Below are 24,061 nucleotides of genomic sequence, written 5' to 3'. Positions count from 1 at the left end.
GCCCTTCAGACCTCGAGCACGCGCTCGACGAGCGCCTCGATGACCTCAACCGGCGCGCCGGGCGCGAGCGCGGCCGAGAACGCCGCGTGCGCCGCCAGATCCTCGGCGTGAAGCCAGCGAAAACTCTCCTTGGGCCCGAGGAAATGGCGGCCCCGGAACACGAAATAGAGCTCCAGCAAATCGAAGAGCAGCCACACGCGCCGATAATGCGCCTCCACGTCCGCGGGCCCGCCGCGCCGGATGCGCCCGAGCATCTTCCAGCACCAGGCCCGCCGCGCCTGGATCTCCGCCTCGGGCAAACCTTTCGGCGGCAAAGCGAGCGCTGCCGCAGCGTCCTCGACGAGGCGCGCGCCGAGCCCCCGCGGGTCGAGCACGGCCACGCCCCCGCGCACGTGCAGGAAATTCGCCCCCGCGTCGACGACGTCCTTTTCGGGCACGATGAATGCGTCGAGAAAAACCCCGTCCACGAGCCTCGCGTCCCGCGTCGCCTCGCCCTCCGCGCGGATCCCGAGCATGTCCCAGTCGCTCTCCGGCGCCGCCGCCCCGAGCGCGCGCGAGCCATAAAGAACGACCGTGTGGCAGCCATGGCGCGTGACCAATTCGTTCACGAGCCGGGCAAGGAGGGGATCGTGCGCGAGCACCTCGGAGGAATTCGCCATGGACCGGTAAGGCTACGGACACGCGCGCGGGCCGTCAACACGGCGGGCTTGACCTCCGCGGGCCTTCGTGATGCCTAACGCTCACGAACCCATGGCCGTGACCCCGCCTCCGTCCCCTGCCCTCGTCTGCGTCCCCGGCAAAGAAGCGCCCGCGCTTCGCCTCTTCGTCTTCCCGCATGCGGGGAGCGGCGCATTCCCCTACCGCGCGCTCGCCGTGGGTTTGCCTCCCTGGGTCGAGCTCCACGCCGTGCAGCTCCCCGGCCGCGAGTCGCTCTTCTCGGCGACGCCCTACCAGTCGATGCCCCCGCTCGTGGAGGCGCTCTTCCCCGTGCTCGCGCCGAAGCTCGACCTCCCGTTCGTGTTTTTCGGGCACAGCTTCGGCGGGCACGTCGCATTCGCGATGGCGCGGGCGCTCCGCGCACGAGGGTCCGCAGCGCCCCGGGCCCTCGTCGTCTCCAGCAGCCGCGCGCCGCACCTGCCGATCGGACGTTTGCCCCTGCACGACCTTTCGAGGCCGCGCCTCATCGAGGAGCTCCGTCGTTATGGCGGCACGCCCGAAGCCGTCCTGTCGAACGACGAGCTCATGGATCTCTTCCTGCCGCCGCTCCGCGCCGACTTCAGGATCTACGAGACAAACACGTTCGAGCCCGAAGCGCCGCTCGCGCTCCCGATCACGGCGTTCGGCGCGCGACACGATCGTTCGACGCGCCCCGAGCAAGTCGAGCCGTGGCGCGAGCACACGAGCGCGGCCTTCACCTCGCGGATCTTCGAGGGCGGCCATTTTTATCTGTTCGAGGAGTCGAAGCCGGCGCTCGTGGAGGCGCTGGCCCAGGTGCTCGTGAATGTTCGAGGGGCTCAGGGGACGTCGTAATAGAAATGGACCTCGTCGGTCGTGCCCTGGTGCTCGACCTTCACGTGGACGTCCCAGCGTCCCGGCATGGAGAGCGCGAGGCCTCGCACCGCGTAGGCGCCGTCGCCCGCCTCCTCGATCGCAAGCACGCCCGCCGCCTCGTGCCCCATCGCCGGCATGATCGCCGTCACCTGGATCGAAGCCCCCTCGATCACCTTGCCGGTCGCGGCGTCGTGCAGGGTCAATCGCAGATCGTTTTCGCCTTGTATGATCGGCGCCTCGGGGACGAGCGTGAATTCGAGCGCGCCGCGCAGGCCGATCGACTCCTGGTCCGGGCTCCCCGACGTCCCCTCCGCGCCGCCGCACGCGGCGAGCGACGAGAAGACGATCGCGCAAAGGAGCATCCTCGAAAAACGGGCGCGGGAGATGCGGTTCGTCTCATTCATATCGCGGAAATGATCTCCGTAGGCCGATGGCGAACGCCACGGCCGATGGTTCGTTCTTGCCGAGCGAGGGGACCGGCAGGTCCACCTCAAGCGATGCGAGCGCCGTGAAACGCGTGGAGAGGTCGTAGCCCGCAAAAAGCAGCGCGGCCGTGCGTCGCCGATCCGCATCGGGCGTGGTCACGCCGCCGATGGACGGCGCCGATTCGCGTTCGTGCACGAGCCCCGCCGAGAGCGACCACCCCGAGGAGAACACCGGCCCCGCCGCCGCGACAAACCGCGCCCGCGGGCCGAGCTCGATTCGCTCGCCACGCGCGCCCGTCATCGGCGTGCGAAAGCCGATCGACGCGCTGAAGACGGCCGTGGCCTCGCCCGACCAGTTTTTCTCGACGAACACGCCGGGACGAACCTCGGCCGCGCCGAGGCCTGTCGCGTCCGTGGCGAGCGGGTCCTTCGCGTTTGCCGCGGATCGGCCCGTCGGGAGGCCGACGCCGGCCGTGAGGGCGATCGCGGGCCAGGCGCTCGTCGTGGTGAGCGGGACGAGGTCGAAGCGCGCCGAAAACGCGAGGTCGCCGAAGCCTCCGCCGACAAACGTGTCCTCGCGCGAGCTGCGGACGTTGAGGAGGACCGGCGCGACGAGGCCGAGCTGCAGGCGCGGCACCGGCGCGAACAAAACGCCGAGCTCGGCGCGGCCCTCGGCGTCGAGGGTGCCGGACGGCGCGAGCGTGAAGCCGCCCGCGTATCCGTGCGAGCCGAACCGATCCGAGAAGCGAAACGAGAGCCCGACCGCCGCGCGCTCGAGCGGGCCAAGCCGCTGGCCGAGGCCGTGACCGCTGCCGCAACAAGCGGAGGCCGAGGCATCACGGGAGGCCAGAAGAAGCACACAGCCAAGCAGGGCCGAGGCGAAGGTCTTGCGGGCGCCGAGCACGAGTGCATCCATGGAGCCGCACGGCCCGAAGATCCATGAGACACGTTGTCGCATGACGTCCGAACGGCCCGGTGCGACGATCCGACGCACCCCGCCGCGCCTTGTGGTTGCTACGCTCGCGCCCATGTCAGGCGCTCCCCTCAGCCTGCCCGCGGCCCACGAGGAAGACGACGCGATCGGGATCGTCGAGCGAGGCCTGTCCGGGCTGCGCATCGCGATCTCCGTCCTCCTGCTCGCGACGCTGCCCTTCAGCGAGCACATCCTTGGCTTTCACGTCCGCTACGAGATCGCCGTGCCCGCGACGCTGCTCGTCGCCGCGGCGAATGCGTTCGTCGCGTCGCGCGCGGGAAAAGGCCGCCCGCCGCCGTCGCCCCGCGCGCTCGCGGCCGGGCTCGCGCTCGACCTCGCCGGCATCTTCGTGGTCCTCGCGTGCTCGGGCGGCGCGGCGAATCCGTGGAGCGCGCTCTTCTTGATCCACGTCGCGCTCGCGGCCGCGGTCTTGCCGCTCGGCACGACGCTCGCGCTCTCGGGCTTCGCCGCGTGCCTCTTCCTCGCGCTCTTCAGCGTGCCGTCCGGGGCCTGCTGTCCGAGCCACCCGGAGAACGGAGCCTTCTCGACGCACCTCTACGGGATGTGGTTCGCCTTCGCGATCTCGGCAGGGATCATCGCCACGTTCGTCACGCACGTGCGCGGCGCGCTCGCCGCCCGCGGCCGCGAGATCGCGCGCCTGCGCCGCGAAGCCGAGGCGAACGCTCGATTCCGCGCGCTCGCGACGCTCGCCGCAGGCACCGCGCACGAGCTCAACACGCCGCTCGGGACGATCGCCGTGCTCGCGTACGAGATTGGCGACGGCTGCGAGCCCGACGCGGCGAAGCGGCACGGCGCAGCGATCGGCGCGCAGGTGGAGCGATGCCGGCAGGTGATCACGCGTCTGTCCGCAGGCAGCACGCGCGGGGCCGAGAGCGAACGCGCGAGCATCACGGACGCCGCGACGCGCGCGGTTTCGGCGTGGCGCGCGGCGCACCCGGACGCGAATGTCACGATCACCGCGACGTGTGATCCAGGCGTGCGCGTGGGTTTGTCCGCGGCCGAGGTGGAGGGCGCGCTCGGGGCCTTGCTCGACAATGCGCTCTTCGCGTGCCGGGCCGGGTCGGTGACGGCGCCGATCGGCGTGCACGTGCGGCGCGAAGGCGAGCGGATCCTCGTGGCGGTGGAGGACGAAGGCACGGGCGTGCCCGCGGATCTCTGCGAGCGGCTCGGCGAGCCGTTCTTGACGACGAAGGAGCCCGGCGAGGGAATGGGCCTCGGGCTCTGGCTCGTGCGGCGCGTTGTGGAGATCGCCGGAGGCACGCTCGATATCGGGCCACGAGAGCCGCGGGGGACACGCGTGACGATCCGGCTCGCGGAGGCGCGGGCGTGACGGCGGCCGAGGGAAAACCCACGCTGCTCGTGGTGGACGACGACGACCCGTTCCGAGCCGCGCTCGGGGAAGCCCTCGAACGTCGGGGTTTTTCGGTGTCACTCGCCGAAGGCCCCGCGGCGGCGCTCGCGCTCGCCGAGCGACAGGTCTTCGAATATGCGCTCGTCGACGTGCGAATGCCGGGCGGCAGCGGGATCGACCTCGTGCGCTCGCTAAGAGCCCTCGACGAGGGGACACGAATCGTGGTGCTCACGGGATACGGCACGATCGCGAATGCGGTGGAGGCGATGCGCGCGGGGGCATTCGATTACCTGACGAAGCCCGTGAACGCGGCCGCGTGCGAGCGGGCCCTCGCCGGCCGTCCGTCCGCGGAGGGCGCGCCGGACGACGTGCCCTCGCTCGATCGTGTGGAGTGGGAGTATCTGCACCGGGTGCTCGGCGATTGCGGCGGCAATATCTCCGAGGCCGCGCGGCGTCTGCGGATGCACCGGCGTTCGCTCCAGCGCAAGATTGCGAAAATGCCGCCCGCGCGCTGAGCGAGGGATGTTCGGGGCGGCGCGGACGCGCGCGTGCTTCCAGGTTTGCAAGGCCCTCGCGCTGCAAGTAGACTGATTCGTTACGGATGAGGGAAGGCACGGTCTTCGCCGAGCGGTACGAGATCCTGCATCTTGCAGGGACCGGCGGCATGGCCGAAGTGCACCGGGCGCGGGATCGGCAGACCATGACGCCGGTCGCGCTGAAGCTCGTCACCGAGGCGAGCCCCGTGGACGACGCGCGCTTCGACCGCGAGATCGAGGCGCTCGGATCACTCGATCACCCGGGCATCGTCCGTTACCTCGGGCACGGCACGCTCGTGAACGGGACGCGCTACCTCGTGATGGAATGGCTCGACGGCGAGGAGCTCGCGCGCACGCTCGCGCGCGGGCGGCTGTCGGTCGAGGACACCATCGCCCTCGCGCGCAAGGTGGCCGAGGCGCTCGCCGCGGCCCACGAAAAACTCATCGTCCACCGCGACCTCAAGCCCGAGAACGTCTTTCTCGTGAACGGCCGGCCCGACCAGCCGAAGCTGCTCGACTTCGGCATCGCCAAGCTCGGGCGGCGCACGCGCATCACCGGGACGGACAGCATCGTCGGCACGCCGGGCTTCATGGCGCCCGAGCAAGTGCGCGGCGAGGCCGAAGTCGACGCGCGGGCCGACGTGTTTGCCCTCGGCTGTCTTCTTTTCGAATGCCTCGCGGGCGCGCCCGTGTTCCCCGGCGATCACCTGCACGCGATCCTCGCGAAGGTGCTCTTCGCCGAGCCGCCGTCGCTCGTGGAGCTCCGGCCGGAAATTCCGTACGAGCTCGAAGCACTCGTGATGCGCATGCTCGCGAAGGACCCGGCGGACAGGCCTCGCGACGGGCGCGCCGTGGTGGAGGAGCTCCAGCTTTTGGAGAGCGGCGCGGCCACGGTACGCGCCGTCGTGCCCCTCTCGCTCCGCCCGCCTTCGCTCACGAGCACCGAGCGCCGGCCCGTCGCGGCGCTGCTCATCGGGCGCTCGAAAAACTCGCTGCCGCCGCCGGCGTTCGGCCGATCGTTCGAGAGCCGCGAGCGTCGCGCCTCGGAGCTCGATCGATTGCTGCAAGCCGAGGCCGAGGCGCGCGGGGTGCCGTGCGAGATCCTCCGGGACGGCTCGCTCGCGCTCTGGACCGCGGGCGCGGGCGCGAAGGACCTCGCGGCGCGGGCGGCGCGCATCGCGATGGAGCTCCGGTCGATCGGCGGCGGGCGGCCGTTTGCCCTCGCGGTCGGATGGGGCTCGCTCGCGGGGCCGAGCCCGCTCGGGGACGCGATCGACAGGGCGGCACACGCGCTCGCGGAGCATCGCGGCGCGAGCTACGAGGAGTGTCCGATCGCGCTCGACGAGCTCACGGCGGGCCTGCTCGACGCGCGCTTCGAGGTGCGAAAGGACGGCACGGGTTTCTCGCTGCACGGCGAGCGTCCGGCGCTGCTCGGCACACGCACGCTGCTCGGCAATCCCACGCCGTGCGTGGGCCGGGATCGCGAGTTGCGCACGCTCGCGGGCCTGTTCGAGGACTGCATCGAGGAGCCGGCCGCGCAGGCCGCGCTCGTGACGGCGGCCGCGGGCCTCGGCAAATCGAGGCTCGCGCAGGAGTTCGTGCAGATCGTGCTGCGCGAGGCGCCGCTCGCGAACGCGTGGGTCTCGGGCGGAGACGCGCGCCGGGCGGGATCTGCGTTCCGGCTCGTGTCGCCGGCGCTCTGCACCGCGCTCGGCATCGCGGCCGGCGATGGGCCGAATGTGCGCCGTGACAAACTCCTCGCGCGGGTGTCGGCGCGCTTCTCGGGCGCGGAGGCGAGACGCGTGGCGCGGTTTCTCGGCGAGATCGTGGACGCGCCGTTCCCGGACGAGGACGACCTGCCGCTCCGCGCCGCGCGCGCGGACGTGCAGCTCATGGTCGACCAGATCCGCGCGGCATTCCTCGATTTCCTCGGGGCCGAGTGCGACGTGGCGCCGGTGCTCCTGGTGCTCGAGGATCTGCAATGGGGCGACCTGCCGAGCGTGCGGCTCGTGGACGCGGCGCTGCGCACGCTTTCCGACAAACCCTTTTTCGTCCTCGCCACGGCGCGGCCCGACGTGCGGGAGCGATTCCCGCGGCTCTGGGAGGGGCGCCGATTGCAGGAGATCAGCCTCACGGAGCTCGGCAAGCGGGCGAGCGAGAAACTCGTGCGGGGGGCGCTCGGCGAGAACGCGCCGCAAGAGGTCGTCGAGCGGATCGTCCAGCGCGCGCAGGGAAATGCGTTTTACCTGGAAGAACTGATCCGCGCCGCGGCGGAGGGGCGGGACGCGGAGCTGCCGGAGACGGTGGTGGCGATGGTGCAATCGCGCCTGGCCTCGCTCGACGACGAGGATCGACGGCTGCTCCGCGCGGCCAGCGTATTCGGGGACGTGTTCTGGGCCGGCGGCGCGCGGGCGCTGCTCGGCGAAAGCGTCGGCAAGAATGCCTTCCGCGAGCGGCTCGTGGCGCTCGAAGAGCGGGAGCTTCTGTCGCTCCGCGGAGAGAGCCGACTCCCCGGGGAGGAAGAGATCGCGTTCCGGCACGCGCTCGTGCGCGAGGGCGCCTATGCCATGCTGACCGAGGAGGACCGCGAGCTCGGGCACAGGCTTGCGGGGGCGTGGCTCGAATCCCACGGCGAGACGGACCCGCTCGTCCTCGCGACCCATTTCGAGCGTGGCCAGAAGCCGAGCCGCGCCGTGCGCCACCTTTTGCGCGCGGCCGAGCAGGCGCATCGCGCCGGCGACGACGAGGACGCCGTCCGCCGCGCCGAGCGCGCCCTTGCCCTCGGCCCCGACCCCGAGACCGAAATCGGGCTGCTCGGCATCGTGTCCGAGGCGCGCATGTGGCAAAACCACCTCGAAGAGGCGGCGACGCACGGCGCGCGGCTCACGCGCAGGGCCCCGCCCGGCAGCGCGCCCTGGGTGCGCGGCGCGCTGGCGCAATTCACGTACGCCCTCCGCATGAAGCACGTCGACGAGTCGATCGCGATTCTCGACGCAATCGCCACGATCGAGCCAGCGCCCGAGGTCCTCGGCACCGTCTCGCTCGCGCTCGCGATGGCCACGGTCCTGCTCCTGACGGAGGGGCGCACCGATATTGTCGAGCCCATTCAACGCAGGCTCGACGTGCTCGTCGAGCCCGTCGCCGATCGCGACCCGATGGCCCGGGCCTTCTGGCACCTCTCGTATCCACGCTGGGAGGCGTGGATCAAGGAGGACCCCTGGCAGAGTTTGTCTCGGTCGCTCGCGGCGCTCCAGGCCTTCAACGAGGCCGGCTCGCGGCGGGGCGTGGTGCTCGCGCGGGTGTTCGTCGGGATGAACGAGTGGATGCTCGGGGCGAACGCGCGCGCGGCCGAGACGCTCCGGCCGGAGGCGCGGACCGACGAGGATTTTGCGATCGTGGCCTCGCTCCGCGCGCTCTTCCGGGTGCTCGCGCTTTCGGACGGAGGGCGGCTCGACGAGGCGCGCGATGAGGCCATGCGGCTCTTCGCGGCGGCGAAGATGACGGGCAACGAGGCGGACGAGGCGCGCGGGCGCTGGGGGCTCGCCGAGGTGGCGCGTCGCGCGGGCCATCACGAGGAGGCGGCGCGGCACGCGCGGGCGGCGATGGCGCTCGGCGGGGTGCTGCCGCTCGATCGCGCCGCGGCAGGCGCGGTGCTCGCGCGGGCGCTGCTCTCGGAGGGGCGCGTGGACGAGGCGCTCGCGGCGGCGCGGGAGTCCCATGCGCGGTACGAGGCCGTGCGCGGATTCGGTTATCGTGGTGGGTTTTTGCGGCTCGTGCTCGCCGAATGCCTCGACGCGGCGGGCGCGCGGGACGAGGCACGGGCGACGCTCGCGGCGGCGCGCGAAAAGCTCCTTTGGATGGCGGATCGGACGCCGGACCCCGCGTATCGGCGGAGCTTCCTCGAAGACGCACCCGAGAATGCGCGGACGCTGGAACTCGCCCGGGCCTGGCTCGGCCCGGGCGCGTAGATCGGCTCAGGTTTTACGGGACAGACGCCCGTTCAGGGCATGACGTCCACGTAGAACACGCCGCGGAGATCCTCGGTGTTCGAGATCGGGCCGGGCGTGCCGCCGGAGGCGCGCCACGCGGTGGCCCGGAACTGGTAATACATGCCGGTCTCGAGCGGGCCGCCGTAAGGCACGGAGACGTTCGGCTCGCCGCTCACGCCGGGGATGCTCGATCCGGCGCAGCCCATCATCTGGTCGGAGAGGCACCAGACGAGCTCGCCGTAGGCATTGTAGACGACGACCGTATAGAAATCTTCGCTGCTGTCGTCGGCCCAGGTGAGCATGGGCGCGGTCGTGACGGCCTCGGCCTTGTCGGCGCCGGGGCTCACGACGGTCAGGGCCTCGGTGATCTTGAACGAATCCGAGAGCGGCATGTCGACGCCCGGGCTCGGCATGTTCACCTCGACGATCTGCGTGCCGGCGATGTTCGGATCCGGATCACGGACGAGTTTGTCGTTCTCGAACGCGGCGAGGACCTTGTAGCGGCCCTCGGGCACGTCCTTGATGCTGAAGGCCGCGGTGACGTTGGGCGGGCCGGAGAGCGGCGTGCGCAGGCCGCGCGGGACCTCGCCGCGGACGAACGTGTCGCTGAACGTGGAGGCGACGACGAGGACGACACTCGTGGCGGAGCCGCCGGGCGCATTGACGATGTTGAGGTTGCCGGACACGACGCCGAGGCCATTGTCCGAGCGCGCGAGGTCGATGCCCGTGAGGTTCGCCATGGCCACGTCGGCCGAGGCGGGCGTGAGCTGCAGGCCCGCGGCATAACCACGCACGGTGTAGGCGCCGGCCGGGACGTTGAAGATCGTGTAGGCGCCGCTCTTGTCGGTGATCGCGGAGAAGCCGCGGTTCATCGCGTCCTCGGCCACGACGAGCACGCCGGCCGACAGGTCGTCGGCGGCGACCTTGCCGGAGATCGAGGGCAAACCCTTCTGATCCGCGGGCACACCGATGAGCGCGATGTCGGTGAGCGTGGACTTGATGTTCCAGCCATCCACGTCCGATTTCGCCTCGCTCGACAGGATGGGCAGCGCCGTGCGCAGGCCGCCCGGGAAGGTCTGGTAATCGGTGGCGCTCGCGCGGAGCGTGAAGGCGACGTCCGGGGCCGGCACGCCGTCGTCCTGCCGCGGCACGGGGACCGCGAGGAGGTAATTGCCTTTGTCGTCGGTGATCGCGACGTCGCTGACGGAGGCGCCCTGATCGTCGAGCGCCATGACCTGCGCATCGACGACGGGGCCTTTCGTCTGCGAGTCGAACACCATGCCTTTGATGAGGACGGGCGGATAACAAGCGTTGCCGCCCGCGGCGAGCTCGGCGCAGGTCAGGCCGCCGGCGCACTGGTTATTCGCCGGGTCGCAGGCGCCGCCCTCGGCGATGCCACACGTGCCCGTGCCGTCGAGGTTCTGGCCGCAGACGTTGTCGCCCTGGCAGTGGTCCGGGCCGGCCGGGTCGCAGGCGCCGCCCACGGGGATCTCGCAAATCTTCGCGTCGGTGCACACGGCGTCGGCGATGCAGTGATCGGGGGTGGCCGACTCGCAGGCCTCGCCGAGAGGGATCGAGCACGTGTTATCGGGGCCGCAGACGGTGCTACCCTGGCAATAGTCGGTGCCGCCCTGTGTGCAGGAGCCGCCCGGAGGGATCTGACAGATGTGGTCCTCGCCGCCGGGAGCGCAGACCGCGCCCGAGGGACACGGATCGCCGTCGGTCTCGCACGCATCGCCGATCTTTTCGGGCGTGGGCCCGCAGCCGATGGCGGCAAAAGCGAGGGAAAACGCAGCGCCCTTCAGCCAAGAAAGCTTTCGGAAGTTCATCAGGAAGGACCTCCCATTGGTTTTCGCAAAGCGACAACGAGACCATAACAAAGGTCCGAAGCCATGTCGCCGGGTCCAGCACGAATTTCGCTATGGAAATTCGTGAAACCAGTGCACAATCGTCTTACCGCATTCGCTTACCGGAGGCGCTTACCGCATTCCGTTACCGGGTGCAGTGACCGCATTCCGTTACCGGATGCAAAGCAGCGCGACGCCACTGACGGCGACGAGCGCGCCGAGGATGGCGCGCAGGCTCACGTACTCCTTGTGGACCAGAATGACGGCCGGAATGAGGAGGACGGGGGTCGTCGCCATGATCGTGGCCGCGACGCCCGTTTCCGTGTGCTGAATGGAGAGGAGTGATAGCGATACGCCGACAAACGGGCCCGCAATCGCGCCGAGCGCCGCGAATCCGAGCGCCGTGCGGTCGCGGACCGCCACGGCCGCACGGCCCCACCATTGGATGAACGTGAACAGGAAGGAAAAACCCACGATGCCCGCGATGATGCGGATTTGCGTCGCGGCGAACGGGTCGTAGGTCTTCATGCCGATCTTGCTCAGCACGAGGCCCACAGCCTGGCCGGTGGCGCCGCCCAAGGCGAGCAGGACGCCCTTGCCCGATTCCCCTTTCGGCCCGGTGCCCGCGGTATTCGTAAGGTCCGTTCGTTCGCGCACGACGATCGCGACCCCCACGAGCGTCACGATCATTCCCGCGATGCCGAGGCTCGAGATCCGCTCGCCGAGGACGAGCCACCCGAGGACGGCCGCCATCGGCGGGGCGAGCGACATGACGAGCATCGCGACGCGCGGGCCAATGAGCAAAAATGCCCGAAAGAGGCACATGTCGCCAAAGACGAATCCCACGAGGCCACTCACGAAGAGCCAGCCCCACGCCTCCGCGGAGGCGTCGAGGGGCAATGGGAGGCCACGACGAGCGAAATTGTACAAGCCGAGAAAAACGAACGCGAGGACGAGGCGAACGAGGTTGAGCGACAAGGAGCCCATGCGGCGGCCGGCGGCCGCGAACGCGAGCGAGCTCGCGGTCCAGCAAAGGGCCGTGCCGAGGGCCGCGATCTCTCCGAGAGGGATGGACATGGGGAAAAGGGGCGCGCAAGATATCCGGTCGCGACAGACCGGGAAAGAAGCAGCGCAACCGAACTGCCTCCTCGAAGCCCACGCCTGACGTGCGATAATGCTGGAGATGCGGGTAGGAGTGTCGGTTGGCGAGCGCTTCGAGCTCGTGCGTCTCGCAGGCCAAGGCGGCATGGGCGCCGTCTTCGAGGCCCGCGACCGCGAGACCGGCGACAAGGTCGCGATCAAGATCATGAACGGCGCGAGCGTCGAGGAGCGCGCGCGGTTCGATCGCGAGGCGCGCGTGCTCGCCACGCTCTCGCACCCGGCCATCGTGCGATACCTCGGCTACGGCGAGCTCGACTCGGGCGAGCCGTACCTCGCGATGGAGTGGCTCTCGGGCGAAGGCCTCGACGCGCGCATCGCACGGGAACGGCTGAGCGTCGAGGAGACGATGGCGCTCGCCGAGCGCATCGCCGGCGCGCTCGCGATCGCGCACCGGCACGGGATCGTCCACCGCGACATCAAGCCGAGCAACATCTTCCTGCTCGACGGCGACGTGCGGCGCGCGATGCTGCTCGACTTCGGGATCGCGCGGCGCGCCTCGGATCCGAACGTCGTCACGAAGACGGGCGTGTTCATGGGGACGCCGGGCTACGTGGCGCCCGAGCAAGCCCGCGGAGATCGCGCGGTGAACGCGCGGGCCGACGTGTTCGCCCTCGGATGCGTGCTCTTCGAGTGCCTCGCAGGCAAGCCCGCGTTCACCGGGCAACACGTGGTGGCCGTGCTGGCGAAGGTGCTCTTCGAGGAAGTGCCAAAGGTTTCGGCACTCCGGCCCGGCGTGCCACCCGCGCTCGACATGCTCATCGCGCGGATGGTCGCGAAGCAGCCGGAAGAGCGGCTCGCCGATGGAGACGCGGTGATGGGCGCGCTCGCGCGCGTGGCGAACGACGAGACCACGAGCGAGCCGCCGCATACGCTGCGATCGAAGGGCGCGCTCGGCAGCGGGGAGCAACGTCTCGTGAGCGTGATCCTGGTGTCCGCGCCGAAGGAGGTCCTGCCCATCGATCCGCTGGGCATGACGATGGATTCGACCGGCATCGCGCCTCTCGCGGCGCTGCGCGCGGTGGCGCGATCGTACGGGGCGCGCGTGGAGGCGCTGGCAGACGGGTCGGCGGCGCTCGTGCTGTCGGGCGCGGGGATGGCGACGGATCAGGCGACACAAGCCGCGCGGTGCGCGCTCGCATTGCAGGCGATGGTGCCGGATGCGCCGATGGTGCTCGTGACGGGACGAGGGGTGCTGTCGCATGCGCTGCCCGTCGGGGAAGGCATCGATCGCGCGGCGAAGCTCTTGCGCGAGGAGGAGCTGCGCAGGGCGAAGAGCGAGGATGCGGAGAGCGGCGCGCGTCGGCCGGTGCGCCTCGACGAGCTGACGGCGGAGCTGCTCGAAGCGCGCTTCGTGATCGAGGGGAGCGAGGAGGTTCGGTCGCTCCTCGGCGAGGCGCAGGCACAGGATGGATCGCGGCTTTTGCTCGGGCGTTTGACGCCGTGCGTAGGCCGCGAGCGTGAGCTCTCGACGCTGCTCGCGCTCTACGAGGAGTGCGCGAGCGAGCCCCAGGCGCGCGCGGTGCTCGTGACGGGCGTGGCCGGCATCGGCAAGTCGCGCATCCGGCACGAGCTCTTGCAGAAGCTCGCCGCCTCCGAGCCGCGGCCCGAGATCTGGCTGGCGCAGGGAGATCCGACGCGTACGGGTGCGCCCTTCGGCATGGCCGCGGAGCTCTTGCGGCGGGCTTCTTCGCTGCACGAGGAGGATCCGATCGAGGTGCGGCGGGAGAAGATCCGCGGCGCGGTGACGCGGCACCTCGGCGTGGACGCGGGGCGCGTGATGGAGCTCTACGGCGAGCTCGTGGGCGCGCCGTGGGCGGCCGAGGAGGCGAGCACGTTCCTGCGCGCGGCACGGAAAGATCCCGTGCTCATGGGTGATCAACTCCGCCGCGGCTTCGAGGACTTCGTGAGCGCGGCGAGCGCGGCGCGGCCCGTGGTGCTGGTGCTCGAGGATCTGCACTGGGCCGACACGCCGAGCGTGCAGCTCCTCGATGCGGCGCTCCGGCTCGCGCGCGAGCGCTCGCTGTTCGTCCTCGCGCTCGCGCGGCCCGACGTGCACGAGAGGTTTCCGGGGCTCTGGGCGGATCGCGGCATGCAGGAGATCCGGCTCGGCGAGCTCTCGCGGCGCGCGAGCGAGCGGCTCGCGCGGCACGTGCTCGGCGACGACGCGCCGCCGTCCTTGCTCGCGCGCGTCGTGGCGCAGGCCGCGGGGAATCCGTTTTACCTGGAGGAACTCTTGCGCGCCGTCGCCGAGGGCCAGGAGACCGCGCTGCCGAAGACGGTGCTCGCGATGCTGCAAGCGCGCCTCGAAGCGTTGCCGAGCGAGGCACGCTGGCTGCTCCGCGCGGGTAGCGTCTTCGGCGAGACGTTCTGGACCGGCGGCGTGCGCGCGCTGCTCGGCGGCGAGAGCAGCGTGGTCGACGCGGGTCGCTGGATCGAGACGCTCGTCCACCGCGAGCTGCTCATGCGTCGCCGCGAGAGCCGTTTTCCCGGCGAGGAGGAGCTCGCGTTCCGGCACGATCTCCTGCGCGACGTCGCGTATGGGGCGTTGACGGAGGTCGATCGCGCGCTCGGCCACAGGCTCGCCGCGGAGTGGCTCGAGGTCGCGGGCGAGCGTGATGCGATGGTCCTCGCCGAGCACTGCGAGCGCGGCGAGGAGCGCGAGAAGGCCGCGGTGTGGTTCGTGCGCGCCTCGACACAGGCCCTCAGCGCGAACGACTTCGAGGCGGTGCTCGAACGGACCGAGCGCGCCGAGGCGTGCGGCGCGGACGGCGGCCTGCTCGGCGAGGTACGACAAGCGCAGGCCGAGGCGCATTTCTACCGCGGCGAGCTCGCGGAGGCGGCGCGGCGCGCGCGCGAGGCGATGCAGCTCCTCTCGCCCGACAGCCCGCTCTGGTTCGGCGCGGCGAGCGCGGCGGCGTGGGCCGAGAGCTCGCGTGGCGAACGAAGGCAGCTCCTCGGGATCGCGGAGTCGATGCTCGAGCGCGCCGATCGCGAGGCCTCGCCGTTCACGCGCAGGCTCGCGGCGATGGGCTGGATCGCGCGGATGCTCCTGCGCTCCGGGCAGCGCAGCGCGGCCGAGACGCTCACCGAGCGGTTCCACCAAGCGCCCGAATCCGCGCGTGGCGAGCCGATCGTGCGGGCCGAGTGGGCGGCCGTCTCGGCGACACGCGCGCTCGTCGAGGGCGACCTCGAACCCTCGTACGAGTTTTTCCTCGAAGCCGCGCGGTGCTTCGAGGAGGCCGAGGTCGACAGGTTCGGCATCTCGATGCGCATCTACGCAGCGCTCGTGCTCTGCGACCTCGGCGATCATGCGCGCGCCGAGGAGGAGCTCGCCACGCTCGTCGCGCGCGCCGAAGCGCAGTGCTTGCCGATGCTCGCGGCGAGCGCGCGCCACGGGCTCGCCGAAGCGCTCGCGGCGCGCGGGGCGCTCGCCGAGGCGCGCGCGCTGCTCGAAGACATCCTGGAGACGCTCACGAACGCGGGCCTCGTGCTCTCCGCGCACGACGTGCGGCAGTTCCTCGCGCTCGTGCTCGTGCGGCAGGGCGATAGCGAGGCCGCCGAGCGCGCCGCGATCGAGGCCGTGGCGCTCGTCGACGCGCCGCCGAACCGTCGCTGCTCGTACCTCGCGACGCTGGCGCGCGTGCTGCTCGCGTGTGGCCGCCCTGCGGAGGCGCTCTCGGCCGCGGAAGAGGCGACGCAGCTCCTCGAGCAGATCGGCGCGCTCCTCTCGGACGAGCCGCTCGTGCGGCTCGTGTATGCCGAGGCGCTCGACGCGAACGGCCAGCACGAACGCGCGAAGGAAGCGCTCTCGGCCGCGCGCGCGCATCTCCTCGGCCGGGCCGAGAAGATCGGCGATCCTGCGCGCCGGACGCGCTTCCTGCGCGCCGTTCCGGACAACGCCCGCACGCTCACGCTCGCGGAGGCGTGGCTCGGTGCGTCACCGGGCGCGGCTTGACGCCTCTATGCAATTGGGCATCCTCACGAAGGAACTTTTCTTCTCCAACGTTCGGGGTGGGCCATGGAACGACGTGATTTCCTGAAGGTGGGCGTGATCGGCGGGGCGGGGACGGCGGCGGTGGGCACGCTCGGTTGCGCGGGTACGACCGGCGCCGCTGCGTCGCCGATCGCGGTGATGAGCCCCGCGGAAATGGACCGGTTCCTCGCGCGCCTCGATGGAGGCCTCGACGCGCTGAAGACCGGCGAAGGCCATCTCACGTCGATGTATCCGAAGCTCGATGTTACGGATCCGAAGTATCCGAAGCAGGAGAAGCTCGTCCGCAAGACGCTCCGCTCGCTGCTCCTCGTGGGCTCGTTCAACGATCTGCCCGAGGAGGCGCGCGTGCATCCAGGCATGCAGGCGCGGATGTGGAACGGGATGGGCGAGATGGACGAAGCGATGCTCGGCATGACAAGCGAGCTCGAAGCTTTGACCCCCACCGAACGCGCGGACATCGGCCTCCGGATGCGCAAGGACCCGGGGCTCGGGATGCGTATCGTCGAGGCGATCGACGAGGACGCGGCCAAGGCCGGCATTTCGATGGAGCGGCGGCTGCATCTGCGCTCGATTGCGGCCGAGGCGTGTGCGCGCATGAAGCAATCGACGCCGCTGCTCATCGACGAATACGTGACCAAGGTGAACAAGGTCGCGGCGCGGCCGGCGACGGCTGCGGAGTTCGAGCGCCGCCTCGTCGCGCAAATGGGCGAGGATGCGTTTTTCCAGCTCCGGGAGCGCACGGAGATGCACGCGCGGCGCTGGAACGTGGCGAGCACCGATCCGACGAACGACGCCAATGGGCCGTATGCACCCAAGTCGGACCCGCATCAACGCAGTAGCACGGTACTCTCGGTGGGCGGCATTCTGCTCGGCGTTGGCGCGCTCGCGCTCCTGATCGGTGGCATCTGCGTCTCGGCCAGCTTGGGCGGCGGCGTGTTCGCGATGACGGCCGGCGCGATCCTCGGCATTGCGGGGCTCATCACGCTCATCGTGGGCTCGATCATGCGGGCGGCCGAGGGCTGATCTCGCCGCGCAGCATGCTCTCGCCAATGCAGAGCCTCCCGGTTGCGATCACGGGAATGGGCGCCGTCTCGGCGCTCGGCGCGACCGCGCCCGCGTTGTGGGCCGCCATCGAGGAGGGCCACGACGGGATTCGCCCGATCGAGCGATTCTCGACCGAAGGTTTTTCCGTGTCGCTCGGCGGGATGGTGCCGGGGGCGGGTTCGGGCGATCTGTGCATCGCATTCGCCACGACCGCCGCGCGTGAGGCCCTCGCGAATGCCGGCTTGCAGATCGGGCCGGGTGGCATTGCGGCGCGCCGTGTGGCCCTGATCCTCGGCACGAGCCTCGGCATGCACGTGGACGGACTGCACCTCGTCGCCGCGGAGGTCGCGCGTGCCCTCGGGATCGAGGGGCCGACGCTCACCGTTTCGACGGCGTGCTCCTCCTCGACCAACGCGCTCGGGCTCGGCCGCGATCTGCTCGAAGCGGGGCTTTGTGATCTGGCCATTGCCGGCGGCACGGACGAGCTCACGCCGGAGATTTTTGCCGGCTTTCACGCGCTCGGGCTGCTTTGCCCCTCGAAATGCGCGCCGTTCAGCGAGCCCGTGGGAACCACGCTGGGCGAGGGCGCCGGGTTTCTGGTGCTCGAACGTGGTGCCGAGGCCCGCGCCCGGGGCGCGCGGGTGCTCGCGACGATGCTCGGGTATGGCCTCTCGGCCGACGCCTATCATCCCACCACGCCCGACCCCACGGGCGCCGGCGTCGCGCGCGCGCTGCGAGGCGCGCTCCTCGATGCGGGGATGGAGGCCGAGGGTATCGATTACGTGAATGCCCACGGCACGGGTACCGCGGCCAACGACGCCGCCGAATACCGCGCCATCGAGCAGGTGTTCGGCGAACGCGTGGCGCGTTTGCCCGTGAGCTCGACGAAGAGTTTTCTCGGCCACGCCCAGGGCGCCGCGGGCGTGCTGGAGCTCATCGCGACCCTGTGCGGCATGGCAGAGGACAAGATCCCTCCCACGTTGCATTACGAAAAACCGCGGCCGCGCTCTCCGGCGGATCCGGTCGCCGGCGACCGGCCCCGCGTGGCCCGCATCGAGCGCGCGCTTTGCAACAACTCCGCGTTCGGGGGAGCGAATGCAGCCGTGATCGTAGGCAGGGCGGAGCATGTTGCTCCGAGACAAACCAAGGCCGAAGTGCTGGTCCTCGGCGCCTCCGCCGTGGGCCCGCACGGGATGGATCTCGACGCGCTCGGGGCCGCGCTCGCCGCGAACGTGCCGCTCCGCCGCCGCGCGCCTACGTTTCGCATCGAAAACCTGATTCCCACCGCGGATGGGCGCGGGATGGATCCTGCCTCGCGGTACCTCTCGGCCGCCGCGGCGCTCGCGCTCGCCGACGCGGGAATCACGCTTCGCGGCGCGAAACGCGACCGGGCGGGGCTCTTCGTCGGCACGACGCGCGCCTCGACGGAGAGCGAGCGCGAATTCAGGGAAAGCATTCGCGAGCGTGGGCTCGTGCGGCTCTCGGCCACGGCGTTCACGCGTATGGTCCTCAATGCGTCCGCGGGGACGTGCACGAAGCTCTGTGCGCTCAAAGGACCGACCACGACGCTCACCACGGGCGAAGGCAGCGGCCTCGTCGCGCTCATCTATGCTGCATTGCACCTCGCGACGCGTTCCGACGTCGATCTGCTTCTCGCGGCCGGCGTCGACGAGCGTGTCTCCGTCGAACCCGACGCGCACGAGGGCGAAGGCGCGGCGTGCCTCGTCCTCGGCAAAACACCGGCGTCCGAGACCTCGAAGACCGTTCGCCTCGCGGGATTCGGGCTCGCTGGTCCGGGCGACGTGGAGGAGGCCACGCGCCTCGCCATTCGAATGGCCGGGGTCGACGCAAAAGACGTTTTCGTGATGCCGGACGTCACGCCCGTGCTCGGCCCCGCGCCGGGGGCCGCAGCCATGTTCGGCTGCGCATTCGCCGTCGCTTCGATCTTGCGGGGGACCTGGGAGCACGTGCTGGTCCCCGACCCGGGCGGCACCGCTGCGACCGCCGTCGTCTTCAGCCGAAAAGGAGCCGCATGAACCCCGAGCTTGCCCGGTACATCCAGCGTCGCGAGCGTATCCTCGACAAGGTGCGCACGATCCTCGTCGAACGTCTGCACGTGAGCCGCGCGCCCGACGAAATTGACCCCGACGCGCCGCTCTTCGGCACGGGGCTCGGCCTGGATTCGGTGGACGCGGTCGAGCTTCTGGTCAGCATGGAATCCGAGCTCGGCGTGAAGCTGCCTCACGAAGGTTTGTCACGACCGGCCATGCGCACCGTGAATACGCTGGTCGACCTGGCCCTCGCCCACGGGAGGACGGACGATGTCGATGGATGACGAGATCCGCGCCTTGCGCACGAGCGTGGCGCTCGCCGCGGGTGATCACGTCACGTGCCTGCGCATCGAGGGCGAAGGCGCGTACGAGGCGCTCGATCACGTGGTCGCCTGCGATCTCTTCTTGCAGGATGGCCAGATGCGCCCGAGCCTCCTGCTCGACGAGGAGGCCCGCCCGTTCGCGGACATCCACGTGGCCCGCGACGACGAATCGTTCTTTTTGCTTGCCGAGGGGCCGTCGCCCGAGGAGCTCGTCGCGTTCCTGGAAAAACGTTTTCCTGAAGGCGTCGAGGCGACCGTCGAGCCATGTGACGGGACGCTCCTCTCCTTGCACGGGCCGTATGCCTGGGAGCTCTGCACGACCGTGCTCGGCCCCGACGTCGGGAGCCTTCCGTACCTCGCGTTTTACCGCGCCGACGACGCGGTGTTTTTCCGGTCGGGGAAAACCGGCGAGTACGGGTATGATTTGCTGATCCCCACGGGCGAAATCGAGACCGTACGCGAATCGCTGCTCAGGGAGGGCGCGGCGTTCGACCTCGCGCTCGCGAGCCTGCCTGCGCTGGATCAATGCGCGCTCGAAAATGGATTCTTCAACATCCGGCGCGAGGGCCGGGCCGGCCTCTCGCCGCTGGAGCTCGGCCTGCAATGGCGCGTCTCGTACCGCAAGGAATACGTGGGTTCCGCGGCGCTGCGTGCGCGGCGCGAGGCGGGCGCGAAGGCGCGGGTCGTGTGGGCCGTCGCCGGCGCGCCCGTGGCCGAGGGGGACGAGGTTTTTCTGGACGATCAGCGGATCGGCCATGTCCTCGTATCCGGATTTTCGGTGATCCGCAGCGAATGGGTGGCATTGTTGCTGCTCGATCGGCCTTATGCGTACGCGGGCATCGACCGCTACGAAGTCCGGAGCGCGGGCGAGCGCCGGCCGATCCGCACCGTCTCGGCGCCGCTCATCAACAACCGCAGCCTGTACGTGAGCCCGCAACGGCATAGCTATCGTGACCGGGACATGTCGAAGATGCCGCCGTTCGTGTTGCCTTTATGAGTGCGCGATTCGAAGACAGCACGGTGATCGTGACCGGCGCCTCCCGGGGCCTCGGCCGGAGCATCGCGACGGCGTTCGGCGCCGAGGGGGCGTTCGTCTTCGTCGGATACCGGTCGCGCGAGGACGAGGCGAAAGAGACGCTCCGCGCGATGGAAGAGGCCGGCGGGCGTGGCGCGTTGCTCGCGATGGACGTCACGAGCGCAGCGTCGATGAACGCGGCCGTGGAGCACGCGCTCGCCGCGCGGGGTGCGATCGACGTGCTCGTCAACAATGCAGGCGTCGCGGCAGACGAGCTCTTCCCGCTCATGGCCGAGGAGAGCTGGGACGAGGTGATGCGCGTCAATGCGGGAGGCGCCTTTCACGGCTGCCGCGCCGTGGTGCGGCCGATGATGGCGAAGCGGCGGGGCGCGATCGTCAACGTCGCCTCGGTCGCGGGCCAGCACGCGAGCCCGGGGCAATCGAATTACGCGGCCTCGAAGGGCGCGATCCTCGCGTTCACGCGCACGCTCGCGGCCGAGCTCGCGCCGCGCGGGATCCGGGTCAATGCCGTGGTGCCGGGGCTGCTCGGCACGGGAATGGCGAAGCGCCTGGACAAACGGATCGCGGAAAAGGCGCGCGTTCAGATTCCGCTCGGGCGTTTCGGGACGGGCGACGAGGTGGCGCGGGCGGTCTTGTTTCTGGCCTCAGAGGAAGCTTCGTACGTAATCGGGCAGGCGCTCGTGGTGGATGGGGGGCTCACGTTGTGACGGTGGCGTTTCTGTTTCCGGGTCAGGGCGCGAAAGACTTGTTCGCCGCTGCGTCATTCGCAGCGAGCGAGCTGCGCGGGAACGAGATGCTCGATCGCGCAGCGGAAGCGGCTGGCATTGCGACGGCCGATCTCCTGGCGAGAGGCGGGCGGGCGCTCGAGCGCACCGAGGTCCAGCAACCGGTGGTCACCGCGATCGGGCTTTTCGTGCACGCAGAGCTCGTGGCCGCGGGGGTCAAGCCCGATGTCGTGGCAGGTCATTCCCTCGGTGAGCTTGCGGCCTGGGCCGCGACGGGCGCGATCACGCCCGAGGATGCGATCACGATTGCGGCGCTCCGCGGACGGCTGATGGCGAAGGAGGCGGCGCGGCACCCGGGTGCAATGTTCGCGTTCTCCGGACTCTCGATGAGCGAGAGAGGGATCCTCCAGCGCGCGCTCGCGCGTTGCGGGCTCGAGGTCGCGGCGTCGAATACACCCGATGAACTGGTCGTGAGCGGCGATGAGAAAACCATCCACGTCTTGCTGAAGACCCTGGAGGATACTCTCGATGCGTTCAAGGTCGACCATCCTGACACACGGTTCCGCGCGAAACGTTTGCCCGTCGCAGGTCCCTGGCACAGCGAATCGATGAAGGACGCGGTCCCCGAGCTCGAAGCGGCGCTCACGCGCGCGCACTGCGGGGCCATGCAGGTGCCCATGGTGCTCAATGCGACCGGAAACCTCGCCGAGGAGGGGCTCGTGCCGCGCCTGCTCGCCGGCCAGCTCGTCCATACCGTGCATTGGACCGACGTCATGGCGACGCTCAAAACCCGCGGCGTCACCGATTTCGTGACCATGGCCCCGGGGGCGGTCTTGCGATCGCTCGTCCGGACGAACCTGGGCACGCAGGTGCGAGTCCACACGACCGAAAACGCGACCGACCTCCGGCGCACCGTGGATGCGCTGCGGTGGAGCCTTTCATGAAAACGAGCGCGCGACTGTCCCTCGGCGCGGACGTCATCAACCTGCTCATCCCGCACCGCCGCCCGTTCTCGATGGTCGACGTCATCGAATCGTACGAGCGAACGCCGCGGCCGACCTTGCGCGCCGCGCGCTGCATCTCGGCAAACGAGCCCGTCTTCGAGGGCCATTTCCCCGGCCTGCACCTCTGGCCCGGCGTGTACACGATCGAGGGGCTCGGTCAAAGCAGTAACCTGCTCGGCATCATCGCCGCGTATCAGGATGCGTGGGAAGCGAAGGGCCACGATCCGAACGAAGTGATCGAGGCCCTGCAAAATCTGGCGCTCGGATATCGGCTGCAACCGGGGTACAAGCCCGAGGTCTCGGCGGCGCTCGTCGAGTCGCTGAAGACGCATTCGAATCTGCACGTGGGAATGAGCGCGTCGGTGGACGTGAAGTTGCTCCAGCCGGTCTTCGCCGGGCAGCGGCTCGAGTACATCGTTTCGCAATCGCATCTCATGGAAAACCTCGCGCGGTACGAGGTCGAGGCCCGCGTGGAGGGGCGCACGGTGGCGAAGGGCGTGATGACGAGCACGCGCAGCATCCCGCCGCTGCCCGCGCCGATTTTCGGATGAAGCCCGTTGCTCTCTCGCTCGCCCTGCTCTTTTTGGCGGGCTGCGGGCCGTCCGTGGTTTGGCTGGGCCATAGCCCGGATCGAAGGCACCACATCGAGGTGCTGGAGAGCTCCGGCAAGCAGCGCGTGCGCGTCGATGGCGTGGACGGCGCGGAGTATCTGGGCATCGGGATCGAATCACTCGTCTGGAGCGCGGACGGTCGCCGTCTCGCCTACCCCGCGCGCCGGGAAAAGGGCTGGTCGCTCGTGGTGGATGGGCGGGCGGGCCCGAGCTTCGACGGATTGGGCGAGGTCGTCCTGAGCCCGGACGGCGCGCACGTGGCGTACGCGGCGCAGCGAAAAGGCGCGTGGTTCGTGGTGCTGGATGAAACACCCGGGCCTGCATTCGATGCCATTCTGGAAGGCACGCTGCTCTTTGGACGCGGCGGCCGCTTCGCTTATGTGGCGCGGCAAGGCGCCTTCGTTCGCGCGATCATCGACGGCACCCCCGGACCACGCTACGACGGCATCGGCGCATTACGATTCAGCGAGGACGGTGCCGCGGTGGCGCACGCGGGGCGTCGCGGCGAGGAGGCGTTTTTCTGGATGAACGGGCGTGAATCGGCGCCCGCGGAGGCGATCGCGTACCACGCGCTCGCGCCGCGCAGGGGTCGATTTGCGTATGTGGCGAAGCGCAACGGGCAATGGCGCGTGACTGTCGACGGCGTCGAATCCGCGCCGTATGCCCGCATCTCGGAAGTGCTCTTCAGCGACGACGGCGCGCACGTGGCGTATGCCGGAAAGCGCGCGGACGGTGAGGTCATCGTCCTCGATGGCGTGGAGGGCCCGCCGTACGAAGAAATCGCGCCCGGGAGCCTGGTCTTCGGCGGCGAGGGCGGGCGCTTGGCGTATGCGGCGCGGCGCGGGCGCGATTGGCACATCGTCGAAAATGGGCAGGAGGGTCCGGCCTATGACGCGGTGGATCGGCCGGTCTTCGCGCGGCGCGGGGCGAAATTCGGATACGTGGCCGCGAGCCGCGGGACGCGATTCGTTGTGATCGACGGGCGCGAGCAGAGGCCCTTCGCATGGGCGGGCGATCTGACGTTCAGCGCCGACGGCCGATATCACGCCTACCTGGCCGACGACGGTGAGCGAATGCGGGTGATGCACGACGGAACGGCAACGCCCTTCGACAGCGTGATCGCCGGAACGCTCGTCCACGCAGAGGAAGGGCCCGGCTGGGCTTGCCTCGTGGTCGACAAGGCGGCGCGGAAGCTGTTCATCGTGATCGACGGCGCGAAAAAGAGGCCCCTCGACGCGGAGGAGCTGGCCGCGGCGATGACCCAGCCGAGGCTCGAAGCGCGGGTCGCGCGGGCAGAGGACGCGGAGATCTTGCGGCGGTGGGTGGCGGCGGAGCTTGCGCTGGCGAGGCCGTCGCCGCCGCGTTGAGGCTGGCCGGCGCTTCGTGCGTCCCTACCGCCTCGTTCTTTCCCGCTTCTCT

The 24,061-nt window shown here is 70.1% G+C and carries 18 protein-coding genes; 13 read left to right on the top strand and 5 right to left on the bottom strand.

The window, feature by feature from the left end:
- Window positions 1-5: 5 nt before the first annotated feature.
- Window positions 6-659 carry a nucleotidyltransferase domain-containing protein gene (locus KEG57_RS10630; protein ID WP_272419589.1) on the bottom strand — a complete coding sequence of 218 codons (654 nt, stop codon included), beginning with the start codon at window positions 657-659 and terminating at the stop codon, window positions 6-8.
- Window positions 660-729: 70 nt separating this feature from the next.
- Between KEG57_RS10630 and KEG57_RS10625 the strand changes: the two genes are divergently transcribed.
- Entirely contained in the window at window positions 730-1,530 is an 801-nt protein-coding gene (locus KEG57_RS10625; RefSeq protein ID WP_272419588.1) for a thioesterase II family protein, read from the top strand.
- Here KEG57_RS10625 and KEG57_RS10620 read toward each other — a convergent pair.
- Together KEG57_RS10620 and KEG57_RS10615 are read right to left on the bottom strand one after the other, a co-directional pair.
- Window positions 1,515-1,955, bottom strand: a complete 441-nt coding sequence (locus KEG57_RS10620; RefSeq protein WP_272419586.1) for a FixH family protein — start codon at window positions 1,953-1,955, stop codon at window positions 1,515-1,517. The genes KEG57_RS10625 and KEG57_RS10620 overlap by 16 nt on opposite strands.
- Window positions 1,948-2,934, bottom strand: a complete 987-nt coding sequence (locus KEG57_RS10615) for a hypothetical protein (RefSeq protein WP_272419585.1) — start codon at window positions 2,932-2,934, stop codon at window positions 1,948-1,950. The genes KEG57_RS10620 and KEG57_RS10615 overlap by 8 nt, the downstream gene beginning before the upstream one ends.
- A 70-nt stretch (window positions 2,935-3,004) precedes the next feature.
- On the opposite strand from KEG57_RS10615, the gene KEG57_RS10610 reads away from it, so the two are divergent.
- From KEG57_RS10610 to KEG57_RS10600, 3 genes are all read left to right on the top strand, one after another.
- Complete coding sequence (locus tag KEG57_RS10610) at window positions 3,005-4,300, top strand: sensor histidine kinase (RefSeq protein WP_272458428.1); 1,296 nt, start codon at window positions 3,005-3,007, stop codon at window positions 4,298-4,300.
- Window positions 4,297-4,836, top strand: coding sequence for a response regulator transcription factor (locus KEG57_RS10605; RefSeq protein WP_272458427.1), 540 nt, complete (start codon window positions 4,297-4,299; stop codon window positions 4,834-4,836). The genes KEG57_RS10610 and KEG57_RS10605 overlap by 4 nt, the downstream gene beginning before the upstream one ends.
- Window positions 4,837-4,922: 86 nt before the next feature.
- Window positions 4,923-8,825: a serine/threonine-protein kinase gene (locus KEG57_RS10600; protein WP_272458426.1), complete on the top strand. Its 3,903-nt coding sequence runs from the start codon at window positions 4,923-4,925 to the stop codon at window positions 8,823-8,825.
- 32 nt (window positions 8,826-8,857) lie between these two features.
- Here KEG57_RS10600 and KEG57_RS10595 read toward each other — a convergent pair whose 3' ends face one another.
- Both KEG57_RS10595 and KEG57_RS10590 read right to left on the bottom strand, forming a co-directional pair.
- Complete coding sequence (locus tag KEG57_RS10595) at window positions 8,858-10,675, bottom strand: carboxypeptidase-like regulatory domain-containing protein (RefSeq protein ID WP_272419581.1); 1,818 nt, start codon at window positions 10,673-10,675, stop codon at window positions 8,858-8,860.
- Window positions 10,676-10,864: 189 nt separating this feature from the next.
- The gene (locus KEG57_RS10590; protein ID WP_272419580.1) at window positions 10,865-11,770 is read right to left on the bottom strand and encodes a DMT family transporter; all 906 of its coding nucleotides are present in this window, start codon (window positions 11,768-11,770) and stop codon (window positions 10,865-10,867) included.
- 118 nt (window positions 11,771-11,888) lie between these two features.
- Between KEG57_RS10590 and KEG57_RS10585 the strand changes: the two genes are divergently transcribed.
- The 9 genes from KEG57_RS10585 to KEG57_RS10545 all read left to right on the top strand — a co-directional run bounded on the left by KEG57_RS10585 (window position 11,889) and on the right by KEG57_RS10545 (window position 24,009).
- On the top strand, window positions 11,889-15,809 hold the full coding sequence (locus KEG57_RS10585; protein ID WP_272419578.1) for a serine/threonine-protein kinase: 3,921 nt from the start codon (window positions 11,889-11,891) through the stop codon (window positions 15,807-15,809).
- Window positions 15,810-15,872: 63 nt separating this feature from the next.
- Window positions 15,873-16,871 (top strand): hypothetical protein, encoded by a 999-nt coding sequence (locus tag KEG57_RS10580; protein ID WP_272419577.1) that lies wholly within the window; start codon window positions 15,873-15,875, stop codon window positions 16,869-16,871.
- Window positions 16,872-16,897: 26 nt separating this feature from the next.
- A complete protein-coding gene (locus KEG57_RS10575) occupies window positions 16,898-18,928 on the top strand; it encodes a beta-ketoacyl-[acyl-carrier-protein] synthase family protein (RefSeq protein WP_272419576.1) in 2,031 nt (676 codons plus the stop codon).
- Window positions 18,925-19,227: an acyl carrier protein gene (locus KEG57_RS10570; protein WP_272419575.1), complete on the top strand. Its 303-nt coding sequence runs from the start codon at window positions 18,925-18,927 to the stop codon at window positions 19,225-19,227. Before KEG57_RS10575 ends, KEG57_RS10570 begins: the two co-directional genes overlap by 4 nt.
- A complete protein-coding gene (locus KEG57_RS10565; RefSeq protein ID WP_272419574.1) occupies window positions 19,214-20,263 on the top strand; it encodes a glycine cleavage T C-terminal barrel domain-containing protein in 1,050 nt (349 codons plus the stop codon). Before KEG57_RS10570 ends, KEG57_RS10565 begins: the two co-directional genes overlap by 14 nt.
- A complete protein-coding gene (gene fabG / locus KEG57_RS10560; RefSeq protein ID WP_272419572.1) occupies window positions 20,260-21,009 on the top strand; it encodes a 3-oxoacyl-ACP reductase FabG in 750 nt (249 codons plus the stop codon). Before KEG57_RS10565 ends, fabG begins: the two co-directional genes overlap by 4 nt.
- A 2-nt stretch (window positions 21,010-21,011) precedes the next feature.
- Window positions 21,012-21,971: an ACP S-malonyltransferase gene (locus KEG57_RS10555; RefSeq protein WP_272419571.1), complete on the top strand. Its 960-nt coding sequence runs from the start codon at window positions 21,012-21,014 to the stop codon at window positions 21,969-21,971.
- Window positions 21,968-22,582, top strand: a complete 615-nt coding sequence (locus tag KEG57_RS10550; RefSeq protein WP_272419570.1) for a 3-hydroxyacyl-ACP dehydratase FabZ family protein — start codon at window positions 21,968-21,970, stop codon at window positions 22,580-22,582. The genes KEG57_RS10555 and KEG57_RS10550 overlap by 4 nt, the downstream gene beginning before the upstream one ends.
- A complete protein-coding gene (locus KEG57_RS10545) occupies window positions 22,579-24,009 on the top strand; it encodes a hypothetical protein (protein WP_272419569.1) in 1,431 nt (476 codons plus the stop codon). Before KEG57_RS10550 ends, KEG57_RS10545 begins: the two co-directional genes overlap by 4 nt.
- The last annotated feature ends 52 nt before the right edge of the window (window positions 24,010-24,061 follow it).

It is taken from the genome of Polyangium jinanense, from assembly GCF_028435365.1.
Note: the sequence above shows the minus strand (reverse complement) of the source record. Positions and strands in the feature narration are given on the sequence as shown.

What these genes read in the sequence shown, in the direction of transcription:
- KEG57_RS10630 (WP_272419589.1), bottom strand. Translation starts at nt 659, where the DNA reads ATGGCGAATTCCTCCGAGGTGCTCGCGCACGATCCCCTCCTTGCCCGG.
- KEG57_RS10625 (WP_272419588.1), top strand. Translation starts at nt 730, where the DNA reads ATGCCTAACGCTCACGAACCCATGGCCGTGACCCCGCCTCCGTCCCCT.
- KEG57_RS10620 (WP_272419586.1), bottom strand. Translation starts at nt 1,955, where the DNA reads ATGAATGAGACGAACCGCATCTCCCGCGCCCGTTTTTCGAGGATGCTC.
- KEG57_RS10615 (WP_272419585.1), bottom strand. Translation starts at nt 2,934, where the DNA reads ATGCGACAACGTGTCTCATGGATCTTCGGGCCGTGCGGCTCCATGGAT.
- KEG57_RS10610 (WP_272458428.1), top strand. Translation starts at nt 3,005, where the DNA reads ATGTCAGGCGCTCCCCTCAGCCTGCCCGCGGCCCACGAGGAAGACGAC.
- KEG57_RS10600 (WP_272458426.1), top strand. Translation starts at nt 4,923, where the DNA reads ATGAGGGAAGGCACGGTCTTCGCCGAGCGGTACGAGATCCTGCATCTT.
- KEG57_RS10595 (WP_272419581.1), bottom strand. Translation starts at nt 10,675, where the DNA reads ATGAACTTCCGAAAGCTTTCTTGGCTGAAGGGCGCTGCGTTTTCCCTC.
- KEG57_RS10590 (WP_272419580.1), bottom strand. Translation starts at nt 11,770, where the DNA reads ATGTCCATCCCTCTCGGAGAGATCGCGGCCCTCGGCACGGCCCTTTGC.
- KEG57_RS10580 (WP_272419577.1), top strand. Translation starts at nt 15,873, where the DNA reads ATGGAACGACGTGATTTCCTGAAGGTGGGCGTGATCGGCGGGGCGGGG.
- KEG57_RS10575 (WP_272419576.1), top strand. Translation starts at nt 16,898, where the DNA reads ATGCAGAGCCTCCCGGTTGCGATCACGGGAATGGGCGCCGTCTCGGCG.
- KEG57_RS10570 (WP_272419575.1), top strand. Translation starts at nt 18,925, where the DNA reads ATGAACCCCGAGCTTGCCCGGTACATCCAGCGTCGCGAGCGTATCCTC.
- KEG57_RS10565 (WP_272419574.1), top strand. Translation starts at nt 19,214, where the DNA reads ATGTCGATGGATGACGAGATCCGCGCCTTGCGCACGAGCGTGGCGCTC.
- fabG (WP_272419572.1), top strand. Translation starts at nt 20,260, where the DNA reads ATGAGTGCGCGATTCGAAGACAGCACGGTGATCGTGACCGGCGCCTCC.
- KEG57_RS10550 (WP_272419570.1), top strand. Translation starts at nt 21,968, where the DNA reads ATGAAAACGAGCGCGCGACTGTCCCTCGGCGCGGACGTCATCAACCTG.
- KEG57_RS10545 (WP_272419569.1), top strand. Translation starts at nt 22,579, where the DNA reads ATGAAGCCCGTTGCTCTCTCGCTCGCCCTGCTCTTTTTGGCGGGCTGC.